Consider the following 23,311-nt stretch of genomic DNA (forward strand, 5'->3'; position numbering starts at 1 on the left):
TACAAAGCCCAGGTCTCCTCCTCCAACTTGGGCTTTTTTTATTTTTATTATGAATATTTAAATTTTATCTGCTGTGTAACAGCCATTGAAACAGGTAAAAACCCACTGCCAAAACCATAACTCCCAGAATCACACTGGACATCACATAACCCAAAGCCAGTGCGATTTGACCATGCTTCAATAGCTGAAAGGTTTCCAGACCAAAACTGGAAAAAGTGGTAAAGCCACCTAAAATACCCACCATCAAGAACAGGCGTGCTTCATTTTGCAAAACAGGAAATTTCTGGCTATAAGCAAAGAAAATACCGGCAAGCAGGCAGCCAAAGATATTTACCCACCACGTCGTCCACGGAAATCCGCTGCTCGGTTTAAATAGCAATACCCCTGCGCCATAACGCAAACTTGCGCCTACCGCTCCCCCCAAAGCTACCAGTAGCCAATTCATATCTGTTCCATTTTTGTCAGATCAAAGATCAAGATGGTATAAATTCTTTGTTCACTATACAGTACAAATGAGCTGAAATAGTAATGAAATACTGCAGTAAAAATTGTTATAGTCGCGGTGTTTTTCAACTTTTTTCTATGAATTGAGGAAATTATGGCTCAGGATTTATTGGCACAGCTTCAGGCAGGTGAAATCAAATTTGCAGACGTGATTGCGTACATTGATGCACGTTATCAGCATACCCCTACAGCGTTTCAAAATGGCAAACAAGCCAATGCTGCAACCGAAAACCAAGGCAGTGCTAAAGTATTTTCTTTTGCCAAACTTAATGGTCTAGACCAAGCTCAGACCTTAAGCCTGTTTGCTGAACATTATGCAGCGGTATTAGCGACCCCTGAAGCTACAGATCACCAGAACATTCGCCAGTTTATGCGAAATGGCTGGGATGGCATTCAGTTTGACGGTCAGGCATTAACAGCGAAATAAGTTACTTATATACGTCTTAGAATATGAAAAAGCCCGCTTTAATAAAGCGGGCTTTTTACTCCTCCCTTTCAGAAAGGGAGGTCAGGAGGGATTTAGAAAATCAATAAATCCCCCTTTTCCCAAAGAAATCTAAAAAAAATTAAATCAAGAAACCCGAACCCGACAACGCCATTCATCAATCGGATTTTGTTCCCATGATCGGCTATGTTTCACGTGAATCCATTCTTCACCCGGTTGCAGCGCAGTAAAACGAAATAACTTTTCGCCACCTACTCCCACCATCGGTTGCTGGCTTTTCACTTGATCTTGTCGATAAATTTCTTCAACTTTTAAGATATTCTGCGGCTGTGCCACTTGCCAGATATAACCTGTAGTCGGATTTTCTGGCACAGTAAGTTCCAGGGTTTGTCCTACGTTCATTTCCAACAAACTCGGACATTGCTGTTTCAAGGAATAGACATGGGTTTTGCCATCTACCGTTGGACTCATACTGCTACACCCCACCATGCTGAATCCTAGAATTGCAGCAAAACTTAGTACTAAAGCTTTCATGAATTTACTCTTTTAATCATCTTCTTATAAAAGCCAATTAACCTTTAACCCGTTCAATCCATTCAATTGAACTGACACGAAACAGTTCACACGCGCCATCACCCGTATCTGTCGGGACTAAAGATGAAGTCCAGACCAGATTCTTGTCTTTAATTTCCACTAACTCGCCTTTTAGCCGAACCAGATCACCACGTTTTACATGCTTGATCTGCCTGGCAATTTGAGGATTAGCAGGAATGATGTGCATGTTCGACACCATCTGCATGGCTTGATCGGCAGGCACCGGCAGGCGATCAATCTTCCAGTTTAAATAGCGGTCATACTGGTTTACCGAGATATGGCGTGCTATTTCAGGTTCAGCAAACAATCCCCAACTCACGGCATAATCAATCGGTGAAAACTTGGCCTGTTCATCGCTGGTATAGATTTTCGAACCTAAAATACGAAAATCACCTTTGAAGGATTGCAACTTTTTGATCGACTGGTCTTTAGATACTGGAGCCAGACCCTTTGCAATATTATGATCGACAGAGGCACTCGCACTCACTTGCAACATGCTGGCGACAAGTAAAGTACTGAATAATATTGACCTGATCATCTTTATGCCCCTAACAAATTTCTTGATTTCTATATTAATTTTAAGCCAGTAAGCTTAAATAACTATATGGACTTGGTAACAATATAGATATATTCAGTCACTTTTTTGTCTTATTTCCTGAGCAGAAGATTGGTTAAACTAAGATGAGATAAAGCAAGAAAAATTAAGTGACAATGATTTATAAATTTTACCAACAGCACATTTTCCCGCATTTGCTCAATCAAGTGATGCAAACACCCAGCCTCATGGATCAGCGTCGCGAACTGCTATTACCCATTACAGGCGAAGTGCTGGAAATTGGCTTTGGTACCGGGGTTAATCTGCCTTTTTATCAAAATGTCGATACCCTCTACGCATTGGAACCGAATGCGGATATTTATCAGCTGGCGATTAAACGCGTACATGAGAGCGCCATTCACGTGCAGCATTTACAGAATTTACTGACGCCCATTCAAAAACGCCTTGCCGATGGCTGTCATCTGAACCGTAATATTGAACAGGCCTTGCTGGATGCACATTTCAATTTTAAAGAAAAACATTACCTGAATGCCACCGGTATTCCTAAAATTGCCCAGCGTATGCTGTTTGCCCGTGCTCAAAAACAATGATCTTGAATTGAATGGCGGGCTCACATCGCCGTTTTAATCATCAAAATCGATGCGTACCGTTTCAAAACGTACCCGCCCTTCCCGTATGGCCTGGGCAATCGCCTGTTGACCTTTAGTCAGGCGTGCGCCTCCGCTTTTAATATCAATCAACACAACTTCGATATCTTCCGAACTTCCTTCGCCATCGCGCAAGTCGGTATAACCATCGAAAACCACATAATCGACCGGATCACCCAGAAATTTGGCATCACTGGGCAAGTATTGAAACTGAGGCATAATCGGCGCCAGTTGTTCTGCCATTTTGCCTTTGAGCACCGCACGGCTGGTATTGACACTGCGTTTTTGCGCATGAGCCAAAGCCTGTTGATGCTCCAGTTCCAGTTCAGCAATGTACTGCTCATACTCTGCCTTGACTCGTCCATTACGGGTATTACTTAAAATCATGGTGGTTAATACCACGCCAATACACGCCCCAATCAGCATTGCCATCCAAATGGACATTGTTTTTCCCTACTTGCAAAAATTATCGGCCAATAAGCCTTCATACTTTTGTCATGAGTCATCTTCATCACATCAAACAATGATATGCTAGGGCTGAGCAGAATAAAATCGTTAGGGTCATGAAAACTATATTAATTGCCAATCAAAAAGGGGGATGCGGGAAAACTATTACCGCTATTAATCTTGCTGCCGCTTTGGCACAAAAGGGCTACAAAGTTGCACTTGCCGATGCGGACAACCAGAAATCTGCCCTGCAGTGGCTTAAACAGCGTCCGGAAGAGGCTGCGCCTATTCAAAGCCTGGACTGGCGTCAGGAAAAATCGATTGGTGATGTGCCTAAAAATATCGAATATCTGATTATTGATGCACCGGGTGCCTTATCTGGCGAACATGCCGAACAATTGATCAGTGAAGCACATGCCATTATTACCCCATTGCAGCCCTCTTTCTTTGATATTGACAGTACCCGCCGTTTCCTAAAGCATCTACAGGATATTAAACGCATCCGCAAAGGGAAGGTACAGATTTTACTGTTGGCTAACCGGATGAAAGCAAACACTGCCAGTTCCAAAGATATTCAGGATTTTTTCCAAAAAATTGAACAGCAGCCAGTGGCCTGGATTTCCGAACGTGCCGCCTATGCTCAGCTTGCCATGCATGGACTGAGTATTTTTGATAAAACGCAAAAAAACTATTTAGCCATGCAAGATCAATGGCAACCACTGTTAAATGCTATTGTTGATGATCCCAGCGCCTGGTTTTAATCGCACTCAATTGATGCGGTGAAAGCTTTAGTGTAGAAATGTGCAATAAATATTCATCACAACTTACCCAGCTCTCGTTCTCGGGAGCTTTTTTTTCGGTTAAGATGATCTCCGAACTTAGGAAGTAGTCAGTGAATTCAGTGCAACATTACGCGCCCACATTACAAAAGGTTTTATTATTTGGACTGTTTTTTGTCCTAATGTATTTGAGTTTTCATGTGCTCAAATATTTTATTGTACCTGTAGTTTGGGCGGCAATTATTGCCTATGTCACCTGGCCGCTGTATCAGTCGGTATTACGCATGTGTGGACAACGTCCCTCCCTCAGTGCCACAGTAATGATTCTTGCTGTAGTTTTAGTGCTGGGCTTACCGATTATTTTTGCAATCTTTATGTTGCAGCATGAAGGCCGAAATCTGTATTACGAATTACAGAGACAGGTCTTTTCCGGTCACCTGAATGTTCCTGACTTTATTCGGCAGTTACCTTTTATTGGCAAAGAAATTTCACGTACTTTAAGAGAAATTAACCAGGACCCAAACAGTATTGTTCAGTCAGTGTCTTTATGGGTTCAGGGGCATTTAAATTACGGTAAGGCGGTACTGAACGAAGTCAGCAAAAATCTTATCAAGCTCTGCTTTGCCATGATGTCGCTATTTTTCTTCTACCGTGATGGTCACACCATTTTAAATCAGGTCAGCAAAGCTCTGGAAATGGTAATTGGCCCACGTATCCATCATTACCTGGACACCATTTCTGAAACCACCCGTGCCGTGGTCTATGGCGTAGGCCTGACTGCCATTGCCCAATCCATTCTGGCAGGCATCAGCTATTTTGTTGCCGATGTGCCTAATCCGATGGTGCTGACCATTATCACCTTCCTGCTGGCACTGATTCCTTTTGGACCTCCAGTGGCCTACACCTCTGTTTCGCTGTGGTTATTTTCTCAGGGACATACCATTGAAGCAATTGGAGTGATGGCATGGGGCGTGTGTATTGTCAGTACCGCAGACAATGTGATCCGTCCACTAGTGATTTCAGGCGCCACCCAGATCCCCTTCCTACTGATTATGTTTGGTGTACTTGGTGGTCTGGCCAGCTTTGGCATGGTGGGATTATTTATTGGTCCGGTCATTCTGGCCGTATTACTGGCAATTTGGCGTGAATGGCTGCATGAAACCAATGAAACTGAAGGTTTAATGATGCCTAAAGCCACGCTTGCCCATGATATTGATGATGAAAAACACCACACTGATTAAGCTGGTAAGCCTAAGTTAAAAAACTTATACATTCGACTACTTAAATCACGTGGTCTTGTATCCTCGACTTTGTTTCAATGGTGCAAATTATAAAAAGTCAGGATGCTTCAAATCATGAAAACCCTATTCAAACAAGGTGCAATGGCAACACTAGGGGCAATTTTTTTGGCTGGTTGTACCGGCACCATGCCTATAAATGAACATAAAGCTCAACGGGTAACGGTCAATGCCGTAACCGCACAAGGCGTAGGTAATAAAATCGGGACTGTAGAATTACGCGATAGCCCGTCTGGTCTAGTCATCAATACCCATTTAAGTGATCTGCCTCCTGGGCCTCACGGTTTCCATATTCATGAAAAAGGCTTCTGTGGTCCGGCAGAAAAAGATGGCAAAATGGGCGCAGCCATTGCCGCTGGAGGTCATTTCAACCCGAATCAGGCGCCACATCACGGTACGCCACTCACTGGCCATCTGGGTGATTTACCCCTTATTACGGTGGATGCTACAGGCAAATCTCGGGAAAAACTGGTGGCTCCACGTTTAAAACTGGCCGATGTTCAAGGCTTGGCGATTATGGTCCATGCGGGTGGTGACAACTATGCCGATGAGCCTAAACCTTTAGGCGGTGGCGGAGACCGGATTGCCTGTGGTGTGATTCAATAATTTGTCCATAAAACCATAGAATAAAAAAGCAGGCTGAATGTCTGCTTTTTTATTCTGACCTGAAAATGAAAGAGAACATCGAGCCACGCTAACGATGACAAATTGACAGCACAGCGAAAAAAGCTCAGGCTATATTCACAATAATTGAGCTTTAGAAAAATCGTGAATAGCCTGAAAGACTTACTTCAACGCTTTAAATCAAATTCCATTTTAATCTATTGTCTGCAAATTTTTATTGTTCTGACTGGAACAACCTTAGGCTTACTGTTCTTGGGTTATGAGCCTTTAATTGTTCCGCTAACCTTAGGCGCCATTGCCACTGCCCTGACCGATTTTGATGACCGCCTAAGTATTCGTCTGCGTAATCTGCTCTATGTCTGCCTGCTGTTTTTTTGCGTCAGCAGTATTCTTGAATTTCTTTATCCTTATAAACTGCTTTTTATCCTGTATTTATCGCTCTCCAGTGCAGCCTTTATTTTAATGGGTGCACTGGGACAGCGTTATGCCACCATTTCTTTTGGCACTATTTTACTGTCCATTTACACCATGTTTGGACTGGGGGAATATAGCGAATGGTATCAGCAACCAAGCTATTTTGTGTTGGGTGCGCTGTGGTATGGCCTGAGCTCGATCATCTTCTATTTACTCAAACCGACACAGGCTGTCCAGGACAATCTGGCGGCCAATTTTAATGCCATTGCTGAATTACTCTTGGCCAAAGCTCGTCTATTTGACCCGGACAATACCGACAACATTGAACCGCTGCTGTATGAACTTTCCTTAAAAAACAGTGAAGTGGTACAAAGCCTGAATACCACCAAGGCATCCTTACTGACCCGTTTAAAAGCCTCGCGTGCCAATAAAAATACGATTTACTGGCTCAATCTGTATTTTCTGGCGCAAGACATTCATGAACAGGCGACATCAAACTATCTGCATTATGAAAATATTCATCAAAACTTTAGCCGTACCGACCTGATTTTCCGGATTCAGAAAAATGTAAAACTGCATGCCCTCTCCTGCCAGAAACTGGCGCAAGATATTCTGAGCCATCAACGTTATCAGTCCAATCCGGACACAGATATTGCCCTTGCCAATTTGGAAAACTCGATTCAATTATGGATGGAGGAAAATCCGCGAAATTTGGAAGTGAAAAACCTGCTGCTGATTTTGCGTAATTTAAAGAAAATTCAGGAACAATTTATCAATTTAAGTCATGAGCAAAATAATTACCGTCAGAATTATTTGCAACATCAGGAAAATTTGAATCTGCTGGATGATGATATTCACGATGTGCAGGATTTATGGCTCAAGCTGAAACAGCATCTCACGCCAAATTCAGCGCTGTTTCGTCATGCAGTTCGGATTGCCTTTGTATTTACCGTCGGCTATGCCATCTCGTTATTGCCTTTTGCCAAAAATGGCTACTGGATTTTACTCACCAGTTTGTTTGTCTGCCAGATCAGTTATTTCGCCACCAAAAGCCGCTTAAAACTGCGGACTTTAGGCACGGTTTTAGGGGTATTGCTCGGCATTCCTATTTTATATTTTGTACCGAGTATTGAAGGACAACTGGTACTGACCATTATTTCCGGGGTGTACTTTTTCTATTTGCGTTCCAAAAAATATGCCATGGCGACGCTGATGGCGACCTTAATGGTACTGCTGATTTTCAACCTAAAAGGTGCAGGATACGCCATCATTTTACCGCGCATTATTGATACCCTTTTAGGCTGTCTGATCGCCTGGTTTGCGGTGAGTTTTATCTGGCCCGACTGGAACTTCCGTAATATTTCCAGCACCATCAAAAAGAGTAATCAAGCTACTTTGGAGTATTTCGATGCGGTGGCGAAGCAATACCAGTTCGGTAAAAACAACAGTCTGGATTACCGTCGTGCACGTCGGACTGCCCACAATGCGCAAATTGAACTGTCGAGCATGATTTCCAGTTTGAGTACCGAACCCAATCCCAATCAGGCGCTGATTCATTCCGCCTTCCGTTATCTGGTGTATAGCCACAGTCAACTCAGTTATGTTTCGGCTTTGGGCAGCCACCGCGAGCAAGTTCAGGATGCACAAGTACTGGATTTAATGCTGTGGTGTAAAGACACTTTATTTGCCGTACTGTTACAGCAACGGCCTTTAGATACAGACAAAATTCAGGATAAGCTGCAAGAAATTAAACAGATGAGCACACAGGAAAATCTGTCTGAAAATTTATTACTGGTACTGAAGCAGATCAGTTTATTGCTGGAAACATTGCCTGAACTGTTAAATTTAAGAACCGAATTATGGGCGCAGGAAATCAAATAACCCGAGTTCAACACTTGGTTATAAGTATTTGATAAGTTTTAAAAATACATCGAATTTTCATACACTACTACGGCAATATTCGGTACACTCAAGGTTCATTCTCATAGATTTAAGCATGACCATGAATATTCAAACTTTACGTGTTGTCGGTCTTTTAGAAGGTATTTCCTTTCTGTTGCTTCTTTTCATCGCCATGCCGATGAAATATATGCTGGATAATCCGATCCTGGTGAAATATGTCGGTATGGGGCACGGCGTACTGTTTATCCTGTTTTTAATTGTTTTGTTTATCGTGTGCGAAAGACAGAAATGGTCGATTACCATGTTTATTCTGGGCTTAATCGCATCCATTTTACCGTTTGGAACTTTTATTTTCGACCGTAAATTAAAGAGCTTTGAACAGCCAGTCGCTGAATCCGAGGTATAGTTTTTTATTAACGGGCTATTTTCTTTTTTAGCGAATAATAAAGCGCCCTCTCATCCCTTGCGGAATATTTTTCATCTCCTACAGGAAGAAAATGCTGATTTCAAGCGGGTATATTCCCCTCCTTTCAAGAGGGGTTAGGGGAGGTAAATATAGAATTTCATCTCCCACAGGCAGAAGGAGCTTTTCCTAAAACTCCCCCTTCTCGACACGTTCTTTTAAAATTTCTTTGAGCATTGCTCGAGGGAAACCAAACCACAGTGCAATTAAAATAAAACAGGCCACCGCATAGGCCCAAAGATGGTATTGCTCATACATCACCCGAACCAGTTCAATAATAATAAAGAAGCTGAACATCAACAGCATCGAAACGGCGGCTGCGACTGTACCTTTGGAAACTTCCGATGACATCAGCGCAAAACGGTACAGCACGGAAAAACTGATGCCTTCACCAAAGCTAATCAAGGTCATGCCTGTAATTAAGCACCAGATCAGATAATCCTGCCAGATCACACCGGCAAGTAAAACTAGGGTTCCGAGCAGCATAATCGGTAAGCCAATCAGCACCGATTTCCCCAAAGCCAGTCTGTCGATAATTTTAATCAGCACTATATTACCGACAATTAATCCACCCAAGACCGGAAACTGTGCCAGGCCATATTGCATACTGCTAAAACCCAGTTCTTCTACCAATATCACAGGTGAAAGTGCAATCCACAGCATCAGCGGCATGCTAATCATCGGCAATGCCAAGGTCATGATTAAGAAGCGCTTGTTTTTATAGACCTGTTTAAAGTCATCCAGAATGTAGCTGAATGGCTGTTTTGGAATGCTCAGCTTTGTATCCGGCATTTTGGCTTTCAGTCCAAACCAGCTTAAAAAGGCTAAAAATGCGATACCAATAAAACCCCAATGCCATGACACGTGATCAATCAGGAATGCGCCAATCACAGGACCCAGTAAGGGTGCAAGCAAAGAAATATTGGCCATTAGCGCCATGACTTTAATTGCGTCGCGTTCTTCAAAGGTTTCCTGAATGGCGGCATAGCCGACAGCGGAAATAACAGTTAAGCCTATACCCTGTAAAAAGCGTAGTGCTAAAAAGCTTTCAATATTTTTCGTCAGTAAAATCAACAAGCAGCACAGTACAAAGAACAACACACCTGCGAGCAGCACTTTTTTTCGTCCCAAACGGTCGGACAATGGGCCGAGTAACCATGCCACACATGCCCCACCGAGCAGATAAAACGACATGGAAGATGGTGCCCATGAACTGCTGACGCCAAAGTCTTTGGTAATGGCGAGCATGGCCGGTTGAACCAGGTCGTTACCGATATAGACGGAAAATTCAAACAGGACCAATGCCAATGGAAACATCAGCGTGGCACGGTTTAAGGTGGTAGTTTGAACATTTTGCATTGTTTTTCTACATATATTTTAGGCTTGTAGAGCTACGCACTATTTTTAGGGAGAGAAGCGTCAGCCCAATGACAAGCATTGAGTATTTAAATTAAAGTTTGGGAAATGCACTTGGTTATAAGTGACTTAAAACACCATATTCACAAGGTGTTTAAATAAAAAATCGTGAGAATAGTTGATCTCAAACAAATACACCTACTTGGTTGAGTAGGTGTAGTTTAGCAGAGACGGTTTTTCTTGTCTTTAAGCTGTTTTTTCCGCAATCATTTCATTAAATTTAATTTCTGGATTTGGCTTAAAAACTAGCCATTTATTTTTCATCCATCGCTCTACTTTATCTTTCTTTAGAATTGCCAATAAATTGTTTAATAAAGCAAACTTTGCATTTTTATCAAAGTAATAAATAATTACCCGAACATTTCGATCTATATCATCATCATTTAGACTAAAAATATCTTTTATATAATCCTCATCTGATAAATCTAATGAATGCCCCCAAATACTTATATTTAAATTAAGCTTACTTTGATCTTCCATTAAATTTTGTCTTTCGAATTTTTTAGCCAATGGGTCATGAGAACCAAAATCTTTTTCAAAATATTCAATTTTTCTTTTATGCTTTGCAACATCTGACTTATATGAGTCTAAGAATAAATAATCCGTTTCATTGAAAAGCTTTTGATGATATTTGGTAAATCCATAAGCTTTAAGCTTCTCCAAAGATTCATCCGTTAAATCAGAAACACCTAAAACAATATTTTGCTCTTCTCCTGATGAACCGTGTAAAAAATCAACCTCTATATTGTCATGAATTCGTTGATATGTATTTGTATAATTAAAAGAAAATATTTTTTCAGGTTTTTGCCAATTTTCGCTATCTATTATAAATGAATTTGTTGTTTTTAATTTATCAACGACTAAGTTTACATAAAGATTAAATATTTCAATAAATTCCTCTAATTGATTATTTAAAAAAGATATATATTTTTCAGCAGAAAAACCATAATCAATTTTTTCTTCAACATAAAACCAATTAACACTTATAAAGCCTCTCCGATTATCAGGCATTGCCCCTAATCCACCACTTATTACTTTTCCATAATTACTATTAAGTTCACATAATTTTAACTTATCAAGCAGAGCCATCTCTAATTCAGAGATATAAATTGTATTATCCTCTTTATCAGAATTTGTGTTTGTTAAAATTTTAAGTGTCGGCTCTAGTTTTCCATATTTTTCAAACTTTGTATCAATTTTTCTTATAAATCTAAATACAAGTGCCAAAGCACTTTCAACTTTTTGCTCAAAATCAATCCAGGTCTTAACATCTTTTACATGTTTTTTAAAATATTGATACCAACAATTAAGCTCTAGACGATATTGAATTTTTACAATATCTTTCGCACAAATTTCAATATTTTCAGTCAAATAGAACTCTTTTGTTTTTTCTATAAAGTTGGGATCACGAGTTTTAGAAAACAATTCATCAAAATTCATCTGATAGCTTAAAGGTGGCTCATCTTTTTTTCTTTCAAACATATCATCAAGTAAATCCATCCATTTTTTTAAAGAGTTGACCTCCAAATTACCTTTTTTACCACCTGTATCTTTTTCTTCTATAGCGGTCATCACATCCATAAAATGATCATACTTTGTCGGCAAATAGTGCGACAAATCAAAACCATTACCCACAATCAAAATATTCATTGTTCTTGTATCCCCAAACGCAAAAAAGCGCATCAATCGATACGCTTTTTATGCGACATAATGGCCGAAATAGCATTCCTGAATTAAAAACTCATCAAGGACATTTTGCCGTTTGAAATGCTTTGCTATTTTTACTGCGTTGGCATTGATATTCGGTCTGTGTCCCCGTTTTTTTCCAATTGCCATTTATATTTTTAAAGCTATAAGTGGTACGGATTGAACGGACAGAATCATCCATTAATCCGGTTTCAGTCACTTTCACCTGTGCTGCTGTAGGTGACTCGGCGCGGTTAAAATATTGTCGCACATCGACTGTAGTCAGATTTTTATGTAATTCCGGACGCTCTTTTAATACCTGAGCCATTGGGGTATCGGATGAACCTATATTTACTTTAGACGCTAGTTTTTTGGTCGTGGCACAGCCCGACATTAACCCCAAACAAATGATACAGGTAGAGAGTAAACGTAACATTGGGAAATATCCCCCATAAAAAAAAGACATCGCATCTATGATGCCATGCCTTTTTTTCATACTCGATAACAGTTATGTAGTCATCGGCGCATAGAACTTACAGGTTAAATATTAAAGATCAAATAATTTACCCGGGTTCATAATACCGTTTGGATCAAATACCTGTTTCAAGGCTTTCATGTAGCCAATTTCTTCTTCAGAACGGGTGTAATTGAGGTAAGGTTTTTTGGTCATACCAACACCATGTTCCGCAGAAATCGAACCGTCATATTTTTTCACAGTATCGAACACGTATTTATTCACCACCTGACATTTGGCAAAGAATTCATCTTTACTTAAGTCAGCAGGTTTCAAGATATTCAAGTGCAAGTTACCGTCACCAATATGACCGAACCAGCAAATTTCAAAGTCAGGATAATTTTCCGCCACAATCGCATCAATTTCTTTAATGAATGCAGGAACGTGGGTAATGAGTACTGAAATGTCATTTTTGTATGGTGTGAACGGCGCGATTGATTCAGAAATATCTTCACGTAAACGCCATAAGCTATGTACCTGTTCTAGGCTTTGGCTCATGACACCATCAAGCACCCAACCTTGTTCCATGCAATGCTCGAAGATTTCCATCGCCGCATCCATAATCGGTTCAAATGGTGCTTCAAATTCAAGCAACACATAGAATGGACAAGCCGTTTCGAATGGACGTTGTACGTGACCATTGTCCAGTACTTTCTGCATTGCGAGTTCACCAAAGAATTCAAATGCAGTTAAATCAATTTTGTTCTGGAATGCATGCAGTACCGGCATGATTGCATCAAAGTCTGGTACGCCTAAAACCATCACTTGCAAGTCATGCGGTTGACGCTCAAGCTTGATTTCAGCTTCAGTCACCAGACCTAAAGTGCCTTCACCACCAATGAATAAATGTTGCAGTGCATAACCGGTCGCGTTTTTGATCATGCCCTTGTTCAGGCGCAGGATATCACCCTTACCGGTCACAACAGTCAGACCAAGCACCCAGTTACGGGTCATGCCGTATTTAATCACTTTAATACCGCCGGCATTGGTACCAATGTTACCGCCAATTTGTGAAGAACCTGAAGATGCGAAATCTACCGGGTAGTACATGCCCTGTTCTTCAGCATAGTTCTGCAACTGTTCAGTCACTACACCCGCTTGTACACGGACCATACGGTCTGCCGGGAAGAATTCCAGAATCTGATTCATCTTCTCCATGCTCACCACGATTTCACCGTTGGCTGCTACAGCACCCGCAGATAAACCGGTACGACCACCTGATGGGGTAATTGCCACATTAAACTGGTTGGCAAGTTTTACAATCTGTTGCACTTGTTCTGTGCTAGATGGAAAAACGATGACCGACGGGTTTGGATCGAAATGTTTAGTGTGATCCCGACCCCAGTTTTGCAGGCTATCCGCATCTGTCTTAATGCGGTTTTCGCCAACAATGGCTGTCAATTGGGTTAATAACTCAGGTGTTAAAGCGACTGGAGCATTCATCGTTTGCAGACCTAACAAGAAATATACAAGTGGTGGATGGTCTATAGAGCATTCATTTGTAAAAGGATTCACAAGAAAATGATGTCTTAGACTGATTGTGAACATAAAACCAGCAGCATGACTGTGGCACTTTTCACTGTGCAGCATTATAAGACATTTTCCACTGAAACCCTGCGGAAATAAGCATTTTCACAATCTCGCCTTAAAAATTACAGCCTTAGCTAGACCAAAATCTGTAATGTACGGCAGTATGTATGGCAAAAATACCTATCCTTTGCGTCATAAAGGAAATGTATATAGACCCTTGTCATATGTTATCATATCGCGACTAAATTTGGCCTTTGTAGCGGAGCCGTAATGAGCCAACATCTTTCTCTACCTAAAGATAAAATTCGTTTCTTGTTGTTAGAAGGCGTTCATCAAAACGCAATCGACACTTTAAATGCTGCTGGATACACCAACATCGACTACCGTAAAACTGCGCTTGAGGGTGAAGCGTTGAAAGAAGCGGTAAAAGATGCTCACTTCATCGGTATTCGTTCACGTACTCAGTTGACTGAAGAAGTATTTGAAGCAGCCAACAAGCTGATCGCTGTTGGCTGTTTTTGTATCGGTACCAACCAGGTGAACCTCAATGCTGCGATGATTCGTGGTATTCCAGTATTTAACGCACCATATTCAAATACCCGTTCAGTAGCTGAACTGGTACTTGCTGAAGCAATTTTATTGCTTCGTGGCGTACCTGCTAAATCTGCTTCTACTCACCGTGGTGGCTGGAACAAATCTGCAGTAGGTTCGTATGAAACTCGTGGTAAAACTTTAGGTATCGTCGGTTACGGTTCAATCGGTTCTCAACTTTCAGTTCTTGCTGAAAGCATGGGTATGAATGTCATTTATTATGATGCAGTAACCAAACTTCCTATGGGTAACGCACGTCAAGTGGGTACTATGGGCGAGTTACTTGCAAATGCAGACGTTGTATCTCTACACGTTCCAGATGTTCCATCTACGCGTAACTTCATGGGTAAAGAACAATTTGCTCAAATGAAAGAAGGTTCTATCTTCATTAATGCTGCACGTGGTACATGTGTAATCATTGAAGATCTTGCTGATGCAATCAAATCTGGTCACATTGCAGGTGCTGCAGTGGACGTATTCCCTAAAGAGCCTAAAGCGAATGGTGAAGAATTTGTTTCTCCACTTCGTGGCCTGGACAACGTGATTTTGACTCCTCACGTGGGCGGTTCAACCATGGAAGCGCAAGCGAACATCGGTCTTGAAGTTGCAGAGAAATTTGTTGCTTACTCAGATAAAGGTATGACGCTTTCTGCTGTGAACTTCCCAGAAATCGCATTGCCATTGACTGAAGGTAAACACCGTTTACTGCACATTCACAAAAACATTCCTGGCGTGCTTTCTAAAATCAACAACCTGTTTGCTGAACACGGCATCAACATCTCTGGTCAGTCATTAATGACTAAAGGTGATGTCGGTTACTTAGTGATGGACGTAGATGCGACTGCATCTAAAGAAGCGCTAGATACACTTCACGAAGTTGAAGGTACTATCCGCGTTCGCGTATTGTTCTAATTTAAGATTTTCTAAAAAACCACAGCATTCGTGCTGTGGTTTTTTATTTTTTAAGATTTTTAAAATCTGGCATTTTGCCAATCTCCCGCTATTCGAGCAATCGAAACAAATTTAGTTATGCCAAGTTTTAAAATCGCCCCTGCTGTACAGGCACCGCTGATCTTGCTGATTGCCATGATCAGCATGCAAAGCAGCGGCTCTTTCGCCAAATATCTGTTCGGTCAATTTCCCATTCTGACTGTTTCAGCCATGCGCCTGTTATTAGGCTCGCTCATTTTGGCTCTGATTTTTAAAATCTGGCAGATCAATTTCCGGCAGGTCAAATGGCCCTCGATTATCAGCTATGGTTGTGCCTTGGCTGGTATGAACATGCTGTTCTACCTGTCGATTGATCGCCTTCCCCTCGGCATTGCCGTTTCTTTTGAATTCATTGGTCCTTTAAGCGTTGCTCTTTTGGCTGCCCGACGTAAATTTGATTTTGTCTGGGTTGGACTGGCCATACTTGGGCTGATTTTATTGTTCCCTTTTGATCAAGCCGCTCAACGTCTGGACCCCATCGGCATTTTACTTGCGCTTGCTGCAGGTGCTTGTTGGGCACTGTATATAATTGCAGGTCAAAAACCTTCTGGCATTTCAGGTAATCACACTGTCTGCTTAGGGATGTTTGTCGGTATGTTAGTGCTGATGCCGATTGCTCTGTTTGCCGGTATTCCTGCACATGCCTTTGAACCAATAAGTCTGTTGTATTTTGTGGCTTTGGCAACCCTTGCCAGCGCCCTACCCTTTACATTGGAAATGATTGCGCTACGTAACTTAAGCGCGCTGAGTTTCGGTACGCTGATGAGTCTGGAACCTGCAGTTGCCGCACTCTCGGGCTTTATTTTCCTGCATGAACAACTGCTGTGGACACAGTGGTTAGCACTTGCTGTCATTATCACGGCTTCGATTGGCTGTACCTACACCACTCAGCAAGCCAAGAGTAAAATCGCAGACAAATTAAAAAATGGGTAATTTAAATTCAAATCCATCAAACCATCATGCATTAATGATTGATTAAATTTAAAGTTTTGAATTTAAAATTTCCCCCAGTAAAAACTCAAAAAATCACCATTAACCGCTATACTGTGCGCACCTGAAACATGGTCTATTCGACGGACCATTTAACTGCGTGCCTCATGCCAAACTCTCAACTTCTTGCCGTAGTGTTCATGGTTCTGTCCATGATCTCCTATCAAATCAGTGCATCGTTTGCCAAACAGTTGTTCCTGGTGCTCGACCCATTGACCGTGACCATTTTAAGACTAAGTTTTGCCTCAATCATTATTGGGGTCATGTTCCGTTCATGGACAATTTTGTCGCGCCTGTCTTTTTTAAAATGGCGTGATTTACTGTGTTATAGTGCAGCACTGTGTTTGATGAACATACTGTTTTATATGTCACTGGGTAAACTCCCCCAAGGGATTGCCGTTGGACTTGAATTCATCGGCCCGCTCGGCTTGGCACTGCTTTCAATTAAAAATCGTAGCGACTACATTTGGGTATTGTTGGCAATTTTAGGTATCGTGCTGATGGTGCCATGGGGACAAGCCAGTGGCGATAACTTCTCGCTGATTGGTGCAGCATGTGCTTTAGCGGCGGGACTTTGCTGGGCTTTCTATATTTATTTTGGACAGAAAGTGGTGCATCAAAATATTGGCATGCACGCTTTAACCATTGCTATCAGTTTGTCTGCGTTGACGCTATTACCGATTGGACTGTATCACGATGCACCGGCATTAATGCAAACCCAATACTGGCCCAAAGCCTTGGCAATTGCAGTACTGGCAACCGCCATTCCCTATGCACTGGATTTAAAAGCTTTAAAGATTCTCAGCAAACTCAGTTATGGCACCCTATCCAGCCTATCCCCTGCACTGGCTGCAATTACTGGTATGCTGTTACTGGGTGAAAGCATTGGCATGTGGCAATGGTTGGCACTGATCTGCATTATGTTGGCTTCAGTCGGTGTCACCTTCCGTTCTTCACAGAAAAAAGTGGATTCTGCTGCAAGTTAAATAACAGCAAATTCAAGTATTGATGCAACATAAAAAAGACGGCAACTGCCGTCTTTTACCATTCCGATAGATTTCAATCCTTATCCAGTCAAACTGTCCTTATCTGCCTGTTTATACTTTTTATATTCAGCCAAATATTGCTGGGCTAAACTTTCTTTTTGCTTCTCATCCAAGATTTTTCCGGCTTGCTGAAAAAAACCATGTTCTTCTTCTTGTAAATGATGATGGACTTTTTCTGAAAGTTTTTTAGCAGTCACCAGCCAGCCATGATTGCTAAATTCAGTTTCTGTTAACTGCTCGAGTAATTCATCTATTTCATGATGTTCTGACAAAGCATGCCGGGTAATGTTTAGACCCGAATCAGTCATCATTAAGGGAATATAAAAATAGCGGTCTTCGCCCACGGCATGGGCAAACAGTTCGTTTTTAAGCTGTTCAAACAGCTCGCGACGCTCTGTGCTGTCCCCTGAAGTCTGGATTAATTTTTCAGAAAGTTCGCGTTGGATTTTATGACTTTCACGTAATGCCTCAAATATATTCATGCTGATCATGACCTCTGATGCTGAACGATATGCAATATGGAATTTAATTATTGTGCAGCAAATAAATCTGCTGGATTTTTATACTATCGCTTTCAGCATCCGAGAAAAGTCTAACTCTGTTCGGTTTTTGTTTAAGCCTGTCCAGTAAAGGTCTGATAGCCCAAACGAACAATCAGGATACTGACCAAAATTAAAAACAGAATACGGATAAAACCACTGCCATATTTTAATGCGGCCCGCACACCAACAATCGAACCTGCCACATTAGCCGCAGCCATCATCAGTCCCAAGCCAAACAGGACATGGCCAGTCGGCGCAAAAAAGCTCAGTGCTGCCAGGTTGGTGGTTAAATTGGCGACCTTGGACAAGGCTGAGGCATGCAAAAAGTCAGCTTGCAGGTAACGGATAAAAAAGAAGATGAAAAAGCTGCCAGTACCTGGACCAAAAATTCCGTCATAAAAACCAATTGCGAGACTACCCACAGCAGCCAGCAGCAAGATTTTCGGGGTTAATTCCTGTCGTACATGCACTTGTCCAAACTGCTTTTTCATAAAGGTATAGATGGCAATCACAATCAGCATGACCAGTACAAAAGGACGCAGCACTTCTTTGGGAATCATGGTGACACAGGCAGCCCCGGCAAAAGAGCTGACAAAAGCACAACTGGCAATAATCGCCAGCAGCTTCCAGCGCAGTTTGACTTTACGCACAAATGAATAGGCTGCCGATGCCGTACCGCAAATAGAGGACAGCTTATTGGTTCCAAACACGGTTGCCGGCGACAGTTGCGGCATGGCATTCATAATTGCCGGAATTTGAATCAACCCGCCCCCTCCTACTGCTGCATCAATCGCACCGGCAAAAAATGCAAAAAACAGAAGGCTTAAGATAATTTCAATTTCCATAAATTTACTTCAATACTTACTCGAGATTTAACACGCGTTTCGGAACCAGACGCTTACGGTCGGTAATTTCAGCCAGCCCTAAACATTTTTCACCATCAAACACCAACACCTGAGCTTCCGCAGCATGCTCAATATTGCTTTCCATACCACGGCTAAAATATTCAGCACGTCCTTCAGGAGCCTGAACTTTAGGAAAATGATCAACAGGTGCATAAGCCGGGAGCAACAATGCTTCACGCTCCGGTTCAGTCAGGCTTTCCAGATATTCAATGGTGTATTCGGGAATCAGGTCGAAATGACCGGTTTTAATCCGGTGCAAATAAGTCAGATGTCCAAATGCCCCCAAGGCTTGGGCAATATCTTCACCCAATACACGAATGTAGGTACCTTTAGAACAGGTCACATCAAGGGTAATACTATTTTCAGTAAAAGAGAGTAATTCGAGGGCATAAATATGAATCGGACGTGCTTCCCGTTCAATTTCTATCCCTTTACGTGCCAATTCATACAGTGGACGTCCTTCTTTTTTCAGCGCCGAATACATTGGCGGAACTTGCTGAATATCGCCAACAAATTTTTCCAGAACCTGTTTTATTTTTTCTTCCGTCAATGCAGGCACAGCTTGTTCCAACAGTACCTCACCTTCTACATCACCCGTTGTTGTGCTATGGCCCAAATGAATGGTGGTCTGGTAACGCTTGGTTGAATCCAGTAAATAATGTGAAAATTTAGTCGCTTCACCCAGACAAATCGGCAACAGACCCGAAGCTAAAGGATCTAAAGCACCAGTATGCCCAGCCTTTTGTGCCCGATACAACCAGCGTACTTTTTGTAAGGCAGCATTTGAACTGATACCCAAAGGCTTATTCAGTAAAAAAACACCGCTAATCGGTCGGCGTTGAATTTTAGGTGAAGTCTTTTTCATAATGAAAGATCAAGCAAGTTGAAACGACTGACATGGTAACAACCGCTTGTCAGTATTTACAACTTTTCTACGATTCATTTATTTATTTAATGTCAAATTGAGTCCTATTTTTAGACTTATAAAAACAGAACAAATAAGAAGGTCGCATAGGAAATGCAGAAATATAAGTTATGGATTATTTTGGCGCTGATCATTGCTTGCCTGGGAGCACTATTACTTTGGTTAGCTCCCTCTCAGTCCGTTGCCGAAAAAACAGAGTCAGTACAAACAATGGATGTTCAGAGCAATCCTGTACTACCTCAACCAGCCAGTACAACTGCTGATCGGGCATGGATGAGCCATAGTCAGCAAGATACTGAAGTAAACTGCCAATTACGCCTGGACAATGCCAATCGTTTAATTGTGAATGAACAGACCCGCAACTGTTTTGAATATTTCATTACTCAGTATGGGGAAAAGGATATCCAGCAAATCAAACATGATTTCAAAGCCTATATCCAGCAAAATTATAAAGCTCCGGCACTGACACAAATTCTAGATTTGTGGGATCGTTATATGAATTACCGACAAAAACTGGGTAATTTACAAGCACCCAATATCGACAAGGAAGATCCTAAATATTATCAAAGCGTTTATGCAGAGATGAAAAATTTACGTAAACAACTTTTTTCCGATTATGAAATTGAAGGTTTATTCGGTACTGAAGATACTTATCATGAATATACCTTGAACCGTATGACCGTGCTGGCGGATAAAAAATTAAATGAAGCCCAGAAAGCACAAAAATTAAAAGATCTGTTCAACCAGCTTCCTGAAGATTGGAAAGAAAACCTTGAACAACTTAATAAATTAGAAGACTTAAGAAAACTCACTGCAGACATTAAGGCACGAGGGGGTTCTGCAGATGAAATCCATCGCATGCGTATGAATCTGGTCGGCCCTGAAGCAACGCAACGTTTGGAAAAATTAGATGTTCAGCGCAGTGACTGGAAAAACAAGGTCAATAACTATTTGAATGAACGTGACAATATTATGAAAAGTGGCATGAGTGACAATGCCAAGCAACAAGCGGTTCAACAATTAAAAGCTCAGCATTTCAGTCAACCTGAGGAACAGCTTCGAGTCGGAACTTTTGAATCAATTCATGATCAGGGAGGAAAATTACCCTATAGCGAGTAATCGCACTGTAGCTCATAAGGTGATCAGACTATCACCTTATTCACATGTTTATATGAATAAAAAAAAACAAAATCATTTAAGGAAAAGTTGATGAAAACTTTTAAAAACAAAAAAGCAATGATGCTTGCGGCAATGACCGCGCTCAGTATGGGTTTTACTGCTGAAATACAAGCTGCAAAAGGAATTTTACAAATTAAAGAAACGGTCAAATCAGACTATGCAAAAACCAAATATCCGATTGTCATGACGCATGGCTGGCTGGGTTGGTCACGTATTGGCGATGACAGTTTCAATATTGATTATTGGTATCAAATTTTGCCAGATATGGCACGTAATGGTTCAACTGTTTTTGCCGCACAGTTATCCCCCGCCAATACCACTCAGTTCCGCGGTGAACAACTGATTACTCAAGTCGAAGAAGTCATGGCCATTACTGGCAAGGACAAAGTAAACCTGATCGGACACAGTCATGGCGGCCCAACTGTACAATACGTGGCAGCCGTAAAACCGCTATACGTGGCCTCAGTCACAGGTGTAGGAGGAACTTACCGCGGCTCTAAAGTTGCCGATGATATTCAAAGCAATAGTATTAGCCGCACTGCGTTCAATATTTTGGGACAATACATTATTGGACCACTGATGACCTGGGCTCAAGCCAATCCGGACATCCCGGTAGACTTTGATGCTTCAATGAAATCTCTGACGGAAGTAGAGTCGGCAAACTTTAATAAACGCTTCCCGACCACCGCTTTAGCTTCTGACTGTAATAAGAGCGGAGCCAAAGTCGATAAAGGTATTTATTACTATTCTTGGGGCGGCACGGCTCAAACTACTAACCTTCTGGACATTGATAGCATTCTGATGCAACTCGGGCCATTATCTTATGACAACAAAGACAATGATGGCATGGTTGCCCGCTGTAGTTCACATATCGGTCAAGTCATCCGTGATGATTACAACCTCAATCATACTGACCTTGCCAACATGATGTTTGGTTTAAAAGGGATGTTTGCTCCTGATCCAGTTACCCTGTTTAGGCAGCATGCCAACCGCTTAAAGTTACAAGGTTTATAATAACCCGCTCATAAGAGATACTTTCTCTTATGAGCTTTTTTTTAAATATTTTGTTACATCTGTATATTTCACTGATCGATAACTTGTCGGTATTTCACTCGAAGTTGTTCAATAATCAATATGACAATCAAAATTGTCTAAAAATAAAAAGCATCTAGAAAATATAAAAAATGAGGATTTTTTATGAAATATGGATTATTAATCGCTGGTTTAATCACAACCACACTATTGGGTACTGCTCAGGCCTCCAACACCTCACAAGTGACAGCTAAAACAGTCTCAGCTTATGCAAAAACAAAATACCCGATTGTTTTTAGTCATGGTATGGCAGGTTTCATTACTGTAGGTACAGACCAGTTTGGTCTGGATTACTGGTATCAGATTTTGCCTGACTTAGCACGAAATGGCGCCAATGTCTGGGCAACCCGTGTATCGCCATTTAATTCATCTGAAATTCGTGGTGAACAACTGGCACAACAAGTCGAAGAGATTCTGGCATTGACCGGGTCAGAAAAAGTCAATCTGATTGGCCACTCGCATGGAGGTCCAACCATTCGCTACGTTGGTGCAGCCTTACCGGGTAAAGTTGCCTCAATGACGGGAGTAGGTGCGCCACATAAAGGCTCTCCCGTAGCAGATCTGATCTTGTCTGCTGAAGGCACGGCTATTGAGGGTCCACTCGTCGGGATCATCAATTTTGTTTCAAAAGCGATTACCTGGGCACAAGGTCTTGACCCACAAAGCTTCCCGCATGACTCTTTAGCCGGTGGTAAAAGTTTGACTCTTGAAGGCTCTGCACAGTTTAATGCCAATTTCCCAATAGGCATGCCAACTACAGCATGTGGAGAAGGCAAGTTCCTAGACCAGGGTATTTATAACTATTCCTTTACCGGCGTAGGGACAGTGACCAACTTGCTGGATCCTGACGGGGCTTTAAAAGTAACAAGTTTGCTTATTAATGGCGGTAAAGAAAATGATGGGCTAGTATCCCGCTGCAGTGCCAAGTTTGGCAAAACCATCCGCGATGACTATAACTGGAACCATTTAGATGAAGTCAACCAAGTACTTGGCCTGAAATCTTTATTTGCACCAGATCCGGTCGATGTCTATCGTCAACATGCCAACCGCTTAAAGCTGCAAGGTTTATAATTTTTCAAAGGGCAAATATTTGCCCTTTTTTATTACCCTGATCTTCATATATTTCATCTTACTGACTAACCATTTATCTCCATTTATTTCATTTTTAACTTCATTATTGTTATCTTAATGAACTCTGACAATTACTATTGTCTAAAAATAAAAATGGATAC

At 41.6% G+C, this 23,311-nt stretch carries 24 protein-coding genes; 13 read left to right on the forward strand and 11 right to left on the reverse strand.

All coding sequences use genetic code 11. The features are described 5' to 3' along the window. Positions 1–64 precede the first annotated feature (64 nt). Complete coding sequence (gene crcB, locus ACE01R_RS09905; protein ID WP_395550842.1) at positions 65–445, reverse strand: fluoride efflux transporter CrcB; 381 nt, start codon at positions 443–445, stop codon at positions 65–67. A gap of 153 nt (positions 446–598) precedes the next feature. On the opposite strand from crcB, the gene ACE01R_RS09910 reads away from it, so the two are divergent. Continuing rightward, positions 599–931 (forward strand): HopJ type III effector protein, encoded by a 333-nt coding sequence (locus ACE01R_RS09910; protein ID WP_395550843.1) that lies wholly within the window; start codon positions 599–601, stop codon positions 929–931. A gap of 144 nt (positions 932–1,075) precedes the next feature. On the opposite strand, the gene ACE01R_RS09915 is transcribed toward ACE01R_RS09910, so the two are convergent. Then, the gene (locus ACE01R_RS09915) at positions 1,076–1,483 is read right to left on the reverse strand and encodes a protease inhibitor I42 family protein (RefSeq protein WP_395550844.1); all 408 of its coding nucleotides are present in this window, start codon (positions 1,481–1,483) and stop codon (positions 1,076–1,078) included. A gap of 37 nt (positions 1,484–1,520) precedes the next feature. Continuing rightward, complete coding sequence (locus tag ACE01R_RS09920; RefSeq protein ID WP_395550845.1) at positions 1,521–2,081, reverse strand: hypothetical protein; 561 nt, start codon at positions 2,079–2,081, stop codon at positions 1,521–1,523. Positions 2,082–2,254: 173 nt separating this feature from the next. On the opposite strand from ACE01R_RS09920, the gene ACE01R_RS09925 reads away from it, so the two are divergent. Further along, positions 2,255–2,689, forward strand: coding sequence for a hypothetical protein (locus ACE01R_RS09925; protein ID WP_395550914.1), 435 nt, complete (start codon positions 2,255–2,257; stop codon positions 2,687–2,689). 33 nt (positions 2,690–2,722) lie between these two features. Here the strand turns inward: ACE01R_RS09925 and ACE01R_RS09930 are convergent, their stop codons facing one another. Beyond that, positions 2,723–3,190, reverse strand: a complete 468-nt coding sequence (locus ACE01R_RS09930; RefSeq protein ID WP_395550846.1) for a Holliday junction resolvase-like protein — start codon at positions 3,188–3,190, stop codon at positions 2,723–2,725. Between the two features lie 119 nt (positions 3,191–3,309). On the opposite strand from ACE01R_RS09930, the gene ACE01R_RS09935 reads away from it, so the two are divergent. The 5 genes from ACE01R_RS09935 (at position 3,310) to ACE01R_RS09955 (ending at position 8,616) form a co-directional block, all read left to right on the forward strand. Further along, positions 3,310–3,954: a ParA family protein gene (locus tag ACE01R_RS09935; protein WP_395550847.1), complete on the forward strand. Its 645-nt coding sequence runs from the start codon at positions 3,310–3,312 to the stop codon at positions 3,952–3,954. 131 nt (positions 3,955–4,085) lie between these two features. Continuing rightward, positions 4,086–5,213 carry an AI-2E family transporter gene (locus tag ACE01R_RS09940; protein ID WP_395550848.1) on the forward strand — a complete coding sequence of 376 codons (1,128 nt, stop codon included), beginning with the start codon at positions 4,086–4,088 and terminating at the stop codon, positions 5,211–5,213. 114 nt (positions 5,214–5,327) lie between these two features. Further along, a complete protein-coding gene (gene sodC / locus ACE01R_RS09945) occupies positions 5,328–5,876 on the forward strand; it encodes a superoxide dismutase [Cu-Zn] SodC (RefSeq protein ID WP_395550849.1) in 549 nt (182 codons plus the stop codon). Between the two features lie 162 nt (positions 5,877–6,038). Further along, positions 6,039–8,189 carry a YccS family putative transporter gene (yccS, locus tag ACE01R_RS09950; protein ID WP_395550850.1) on the forward strand — a complete coding sequence of 717 codons (2,151 nt, stop codon included), beginning with the start codon at positions 6,039–6,041 and terminating at the stop codon, positions 8,187–8,189. Between the two features lie 121 nt (positions 8,190–8,310). Beyond that, positions 8,311–8,616: a DUF3817 domain-containing protein gene (locus ACE01R_RS09955; RefSeq protein ID WP_395550851.1), complete on the forward strand. Its 306-nt coding sequence runs from the start codon at positions 8,311–8,313 to the stop codon at positions 8,614–8,616. A 186-nt stretch (positions 8,617–8,802) separates the two neighbouring features. Here ACE01R_RS09955 and ACE01R_RS09960 read toward each other — a convergent pair whose 3' ends face one another. From ACE01R_RS09960 to ACE01R_RS09975, 4 genes are all read right to left on the reverse strand, one after another. Then, a complete protein-coding gene (locus tag ACE01R_RS09960; RefSeq protein WP_395550852.1) occupies positions 8,803–10,032 on the reverse strand; it encodes an MFS transporter in 1,230 nt (409 codons plus the stop codon). 243 nt (positions 10,033–10,275) lie between these two features. Beyond that, the gene (locus ACE01R_RS09965; RefSeq protein ID WP_395550853.1) at positions 10,276–11,739 is read right to left on the reverse strand and encodes an AbiH family protein; all 1,464 of its coding nucleotides are present in this window, start codon (positions 11,737–11,739) and stop codon (positions 10,276–10,278) included. A 94-nt stretch (positions 11,740–11,833) separates the two neighbouring features. Next, positions 11,834–12,211, reverse strand: a complete 378-nt coding sequence (locus tag ACE01R_RS09970) for a hypothetical protein (protein ID WP_395550854.1) — start codon at positions 12,209–12,211, stop codon at positions 11,834–11,836. A gap of 111 nt (positions 12,212–12,322) precedes the next feature. Further along, the gene (locus ACE01R_RS09975; protein WP_395550855.1) at positions 12,323–13,732 is read right to left on the reverse strand and encodes an FAD-binding oxidoreductase; all 1,410 of its coding nucleotides are present in this window, start codon (positions 13,730–13,732) and stop codon (positions 12,323–12,325) included. A 357-nt stretch (positions 13,733–14,089) separates the two neighbouring features. Between ACE01R_RS09975 and serA the strand changes: the two genes are divergently transcribed. The 3 genes from serA to ACE01R_RS09990 all read left to right on the forward strand — a co-directional run bounded on the left by serA (position 14,090) and on the right by ACE01R_RS09990 (position 17,376). Continuing rightward, positions 14,090–15,322, forward strand: a complete 1,233-nt coding sequence (gene serA, locus ACE01R_RS09980; protein ID WP_395550856.1) for a phosphoglycerate dehydrogenase — start codon at positions 14,090–14,092, stop codon at positions 15,320–15,322. A gap of 117 nt (positions 15,323–15,439) precedes the next feature. Further along, positions 15,440–16,333 carry an EamA family transporter gene (locus ACE01R_RS09985; protein WP_395550857.1) on the forward strand — a complete coding sequence of 298 codons (894 nt, stop codon included), beginning with the start codon at positions 15,440–15,442 and terminating at the stop codon, positions 16,331–16,333. 164 nt (positions 16,334–16,497) lie between these two features. Further along, positions 16,498–17,376, forward strand: a complete 879-nt coding sequence (locus ACE01R_RS09990; RefSeq protein WP_395550858.1) for an EamA family transporter — start codon at positions 16,498–16,500, stop codon at positions 17,374–17,376. A gap of 80 nt (positions 17,377–17,456) precedes the next feature. On the opposite strand, the gene ACE01R_RS09995 is transcribed toward ACE01R_RS09990, so the two are convergent. The 3 genes from ACE01R_RS09995 to truB all read right to left on the reverse strand — a co-directional run bounded on the left by ACE01R_RS09995 (position 17,457) and on the right by truB (position 19,748). Continuing rightward, entirely contained in the window at positions 17,457–17,918 is a 462-nt protein-coding gene (locus ACE01R_RS09995) for a hemerythrin domain-containing protein (RefSeq protein WP_395550859.1), read from the reverse strand. Positions 17,919–18,049: 131 nt separating this feature from the next. After that, complete coding sequence (locus ACE01R_RS10000; RefSeq protein ID WP_395550860.1) at positions 18,050–18,823, reverse strand: sulfite exporter TauE/SafE family protein; 774 nt, start codon at positions 18,821–18,823, stop codon at positions 18,050–18,052. Between the two features lie 16 nt (positions 18,824–18,839). Next, positions 18,840–19,748, reverse strand: a complete 909-nt coding sequence (truB, locus tag ACE01R_RS10005) for a tRNA pseudouridine(55) synthase TruB (protein WP_395550862.1) — start codon at positions 19,746–19,748, stop codon at positions 18,840–18,842. Between the two features lie 153 nt (positions 19,749–19,901). On the opposite strand from truB, the gene ACE01R_RS10010 reads away from it, so the two are divergent. From ACE01R_RS10010 to ACE01R_RS10020, 3 genes are all read left to right on the forward strand, one after another. Further along, a complete protein-coding gene (locus ACE01R_RS10010) occupies positions 19,902–20,927 on the forward strand; it encodes a lipase secretion chaperone (protein ID WP_395550863.1) in 1,026 nt (341 codons plus the stop codon). 90 nt (positions 20,928–21,017) lie between these two features. Continuing rightward, on the forward strand, positions 21,018–22,001 hold the full coding sequence (locus ACE01R_RS10015) for an esterase/lipase family protein (RefSeq protein WP_395550864.1): 984 nt from the start codon (positions 21,018–21,020) through the stop codon (positions 21,999–22,001). Between the two features lie 183 nt (positions 22,002–22,184). Further along, positions 22,185–23,150 carry a lipase family alpha/beta hydrolase gene (locus ACE01R_RS10020; protein ID WP_395550865.1) on the forward strand — a complete coding sequence of 322 codons (966 nt, stop codon included), beginning with the start codon at positions 22,185–22,187 and terminating at the stop codon, positions 23,148–23,150. Positions 23,151–23,311: the final 161 nt, after the last annotated feature.

It is taken from the genome of Acinetobacter sp. BSP-28, assembly GCF_044130285.1.
Taxonomy (GTDB): domain Bacteria; phylum Pseudomonadota; class Gammaproteobacteria; order Pseudomonadales; family Moraxellaceae; genus Acinetobacter.

Excerpts from the sequence above, each read along its gene's own strand:
- crcB (WP_395550842.1), bottom strand. The coding sequence starts at position 445 with ATGAATTGGCTACTGGTAGCTTTGGGGGGAGCGGTAGGCGCAAGTTTG.
- ACE01R_RS09910 (WP_395550843.1), top strand. The coding sequence starts at position 599 with ATGGCTCAGGATTTATTGGCACAGCTTCAGGCAGGTGAAATCAAATTT.
- ACE01R_RS09915 (WP_395550844.1), bottom strand. The coding sequence starts at position 1,483 with ATGAAAGCTTTAGTACTAAGTTTTGCTGCAATTCTAGGATTCAGCATG.
- ACE01R_RS09920 (WP_395550845.1), bottom strand. The coding sequence starts at position 2,081 with ATGATCAGGTCAATATTATTCAGTACTTTACTTGTCGCCAGCATGTTG.
- ACE01R_RS09925 (WP_395550914.1), top strand. The coding sequence starts at position 2,255 with ATGATTTATAAATTTTACCAACAGCACATTTTCCCGCATTTGCTCAAT.
- ACE01R_RS09930 (WP_395550846.1), bottom strand. The coding sequence starts at position 3,190 with ATGTCCATTTGGATGGCAATGCTGATTGGGGCGTGTATTGGCGTGGTA.
- ACE01R_RS09935 (WP_395550847.1), top strand. The coding sequence starts at position 3,310 with ATGAAAACTATATTAATTGCCAATCAAAAAGGGGGATGCGGGAAAACT.
- sodC (WP_395550849.1), top strand. The coding sequence starts at position 5,328 with ATGAAAACCCTATTCAAACAAGGTGCAATGGCAACACTAGGGGCAATT.
- ACE01R_RS09955 (WP_395550851.1), top strand. The coding sequence starts at position 8,311 with ATGAATATTCAAACTTTACGTGTTGTCGGTCTTTTAGAAGGTATTTCC.
- ACE01R_RS09960 (WP_395550852.1), bottom strand. The coding sequence starts at position 10,032 with ATGCAAAATGTTCAAACTACCACCTTAAACCGTGCCACGCTGATGTTT.
- ACE01R_RS09965 (WP_395550853.1), bottom strand. The coding sequence starts at position 11,739 with ATGAATATTTTGATTGTGGGTAATGGTTTTGATTTGTCGCACTATTTG.
- ACE01R_RS09970 (WP_395550854.1), bottom strand. The coding sequence starts at position 12,211 with ATGTTACGTTTACTCTCTACCTGTATCATTTGTTTGGGGTTAATGTCG.
- ACE01R_RS09975 (WP_395550855.1), bottom strand. The coding sequence starts at position 13,732 with ATGAATGCTCCAGTCGCTTTAACACCTGAGTTATTAACCCAATTGACA.
- serA (WP_395550856.1), top strand. The coding sequence starts at position 14,090 with ATGAGCCAACATCTTTCTCTACCTAAAGATAAAATTCGTTTCTTGTTG.
- ACE01R_RS09985 (WP_395550857.1), top strand. The coding sequence starts at position 15,440 with ATGCCAAGTTTTAAAATCGCCCCTGCTGTACAGGCACCGCTGATCTTG.
- ACE01R_RS09990 (WP_395550858.1), top strand. The coding sequence starts at position 16,498 with ATGCCAAACTCTCAACTTCTTGCCGTAGTGTTCATGGTTCTGTCCATG.
- ACE01R_RS09995 (WP_395550859.1), bottom strand. The coding sequence starts at position 17,918 with ATGAATATATTTGAGGCATTACGTGAAAGTCATAAAATCCAACGCGAA.
- ACE01R_RS10000 (WP_395550860.1), bottom strand. The coding sequence starts at position 18,823 with ATGGAAATTGAAATTATCTTAAGCCTTCTGTTTTTTGCATTTTTTGCC.
- truB (WP_395550862.1), bottom strand. The coding sequence starts at position 19,748 with ATGAAAAAGACTTCACCTAAAATTCAACGCCGACCGATTAGCGGTGTT.
- ACE01R_RS10010 (WP_395550863.1), top strand. The coding sequence starts at position 19,902 with ATGCAGAAATATAAGTTATGGATTATTTTGGCGCTGATCATTGCTTGC.
- ACE01R_RS10015 (WP_395550864.1), top strand. The coding sequence starts at position 21,018 with ATGAAAACTTTTAAAAACAAAAAAGCAATGATGCTTGCGGCAATGACC.
- ACE01R_RS10020 (WP_395550865.1), top strand. The coding sequence starts at position 22,185 with ATGAAATATGGATTATTAATCGCTGGTTTAATCACAACCACACTATTG.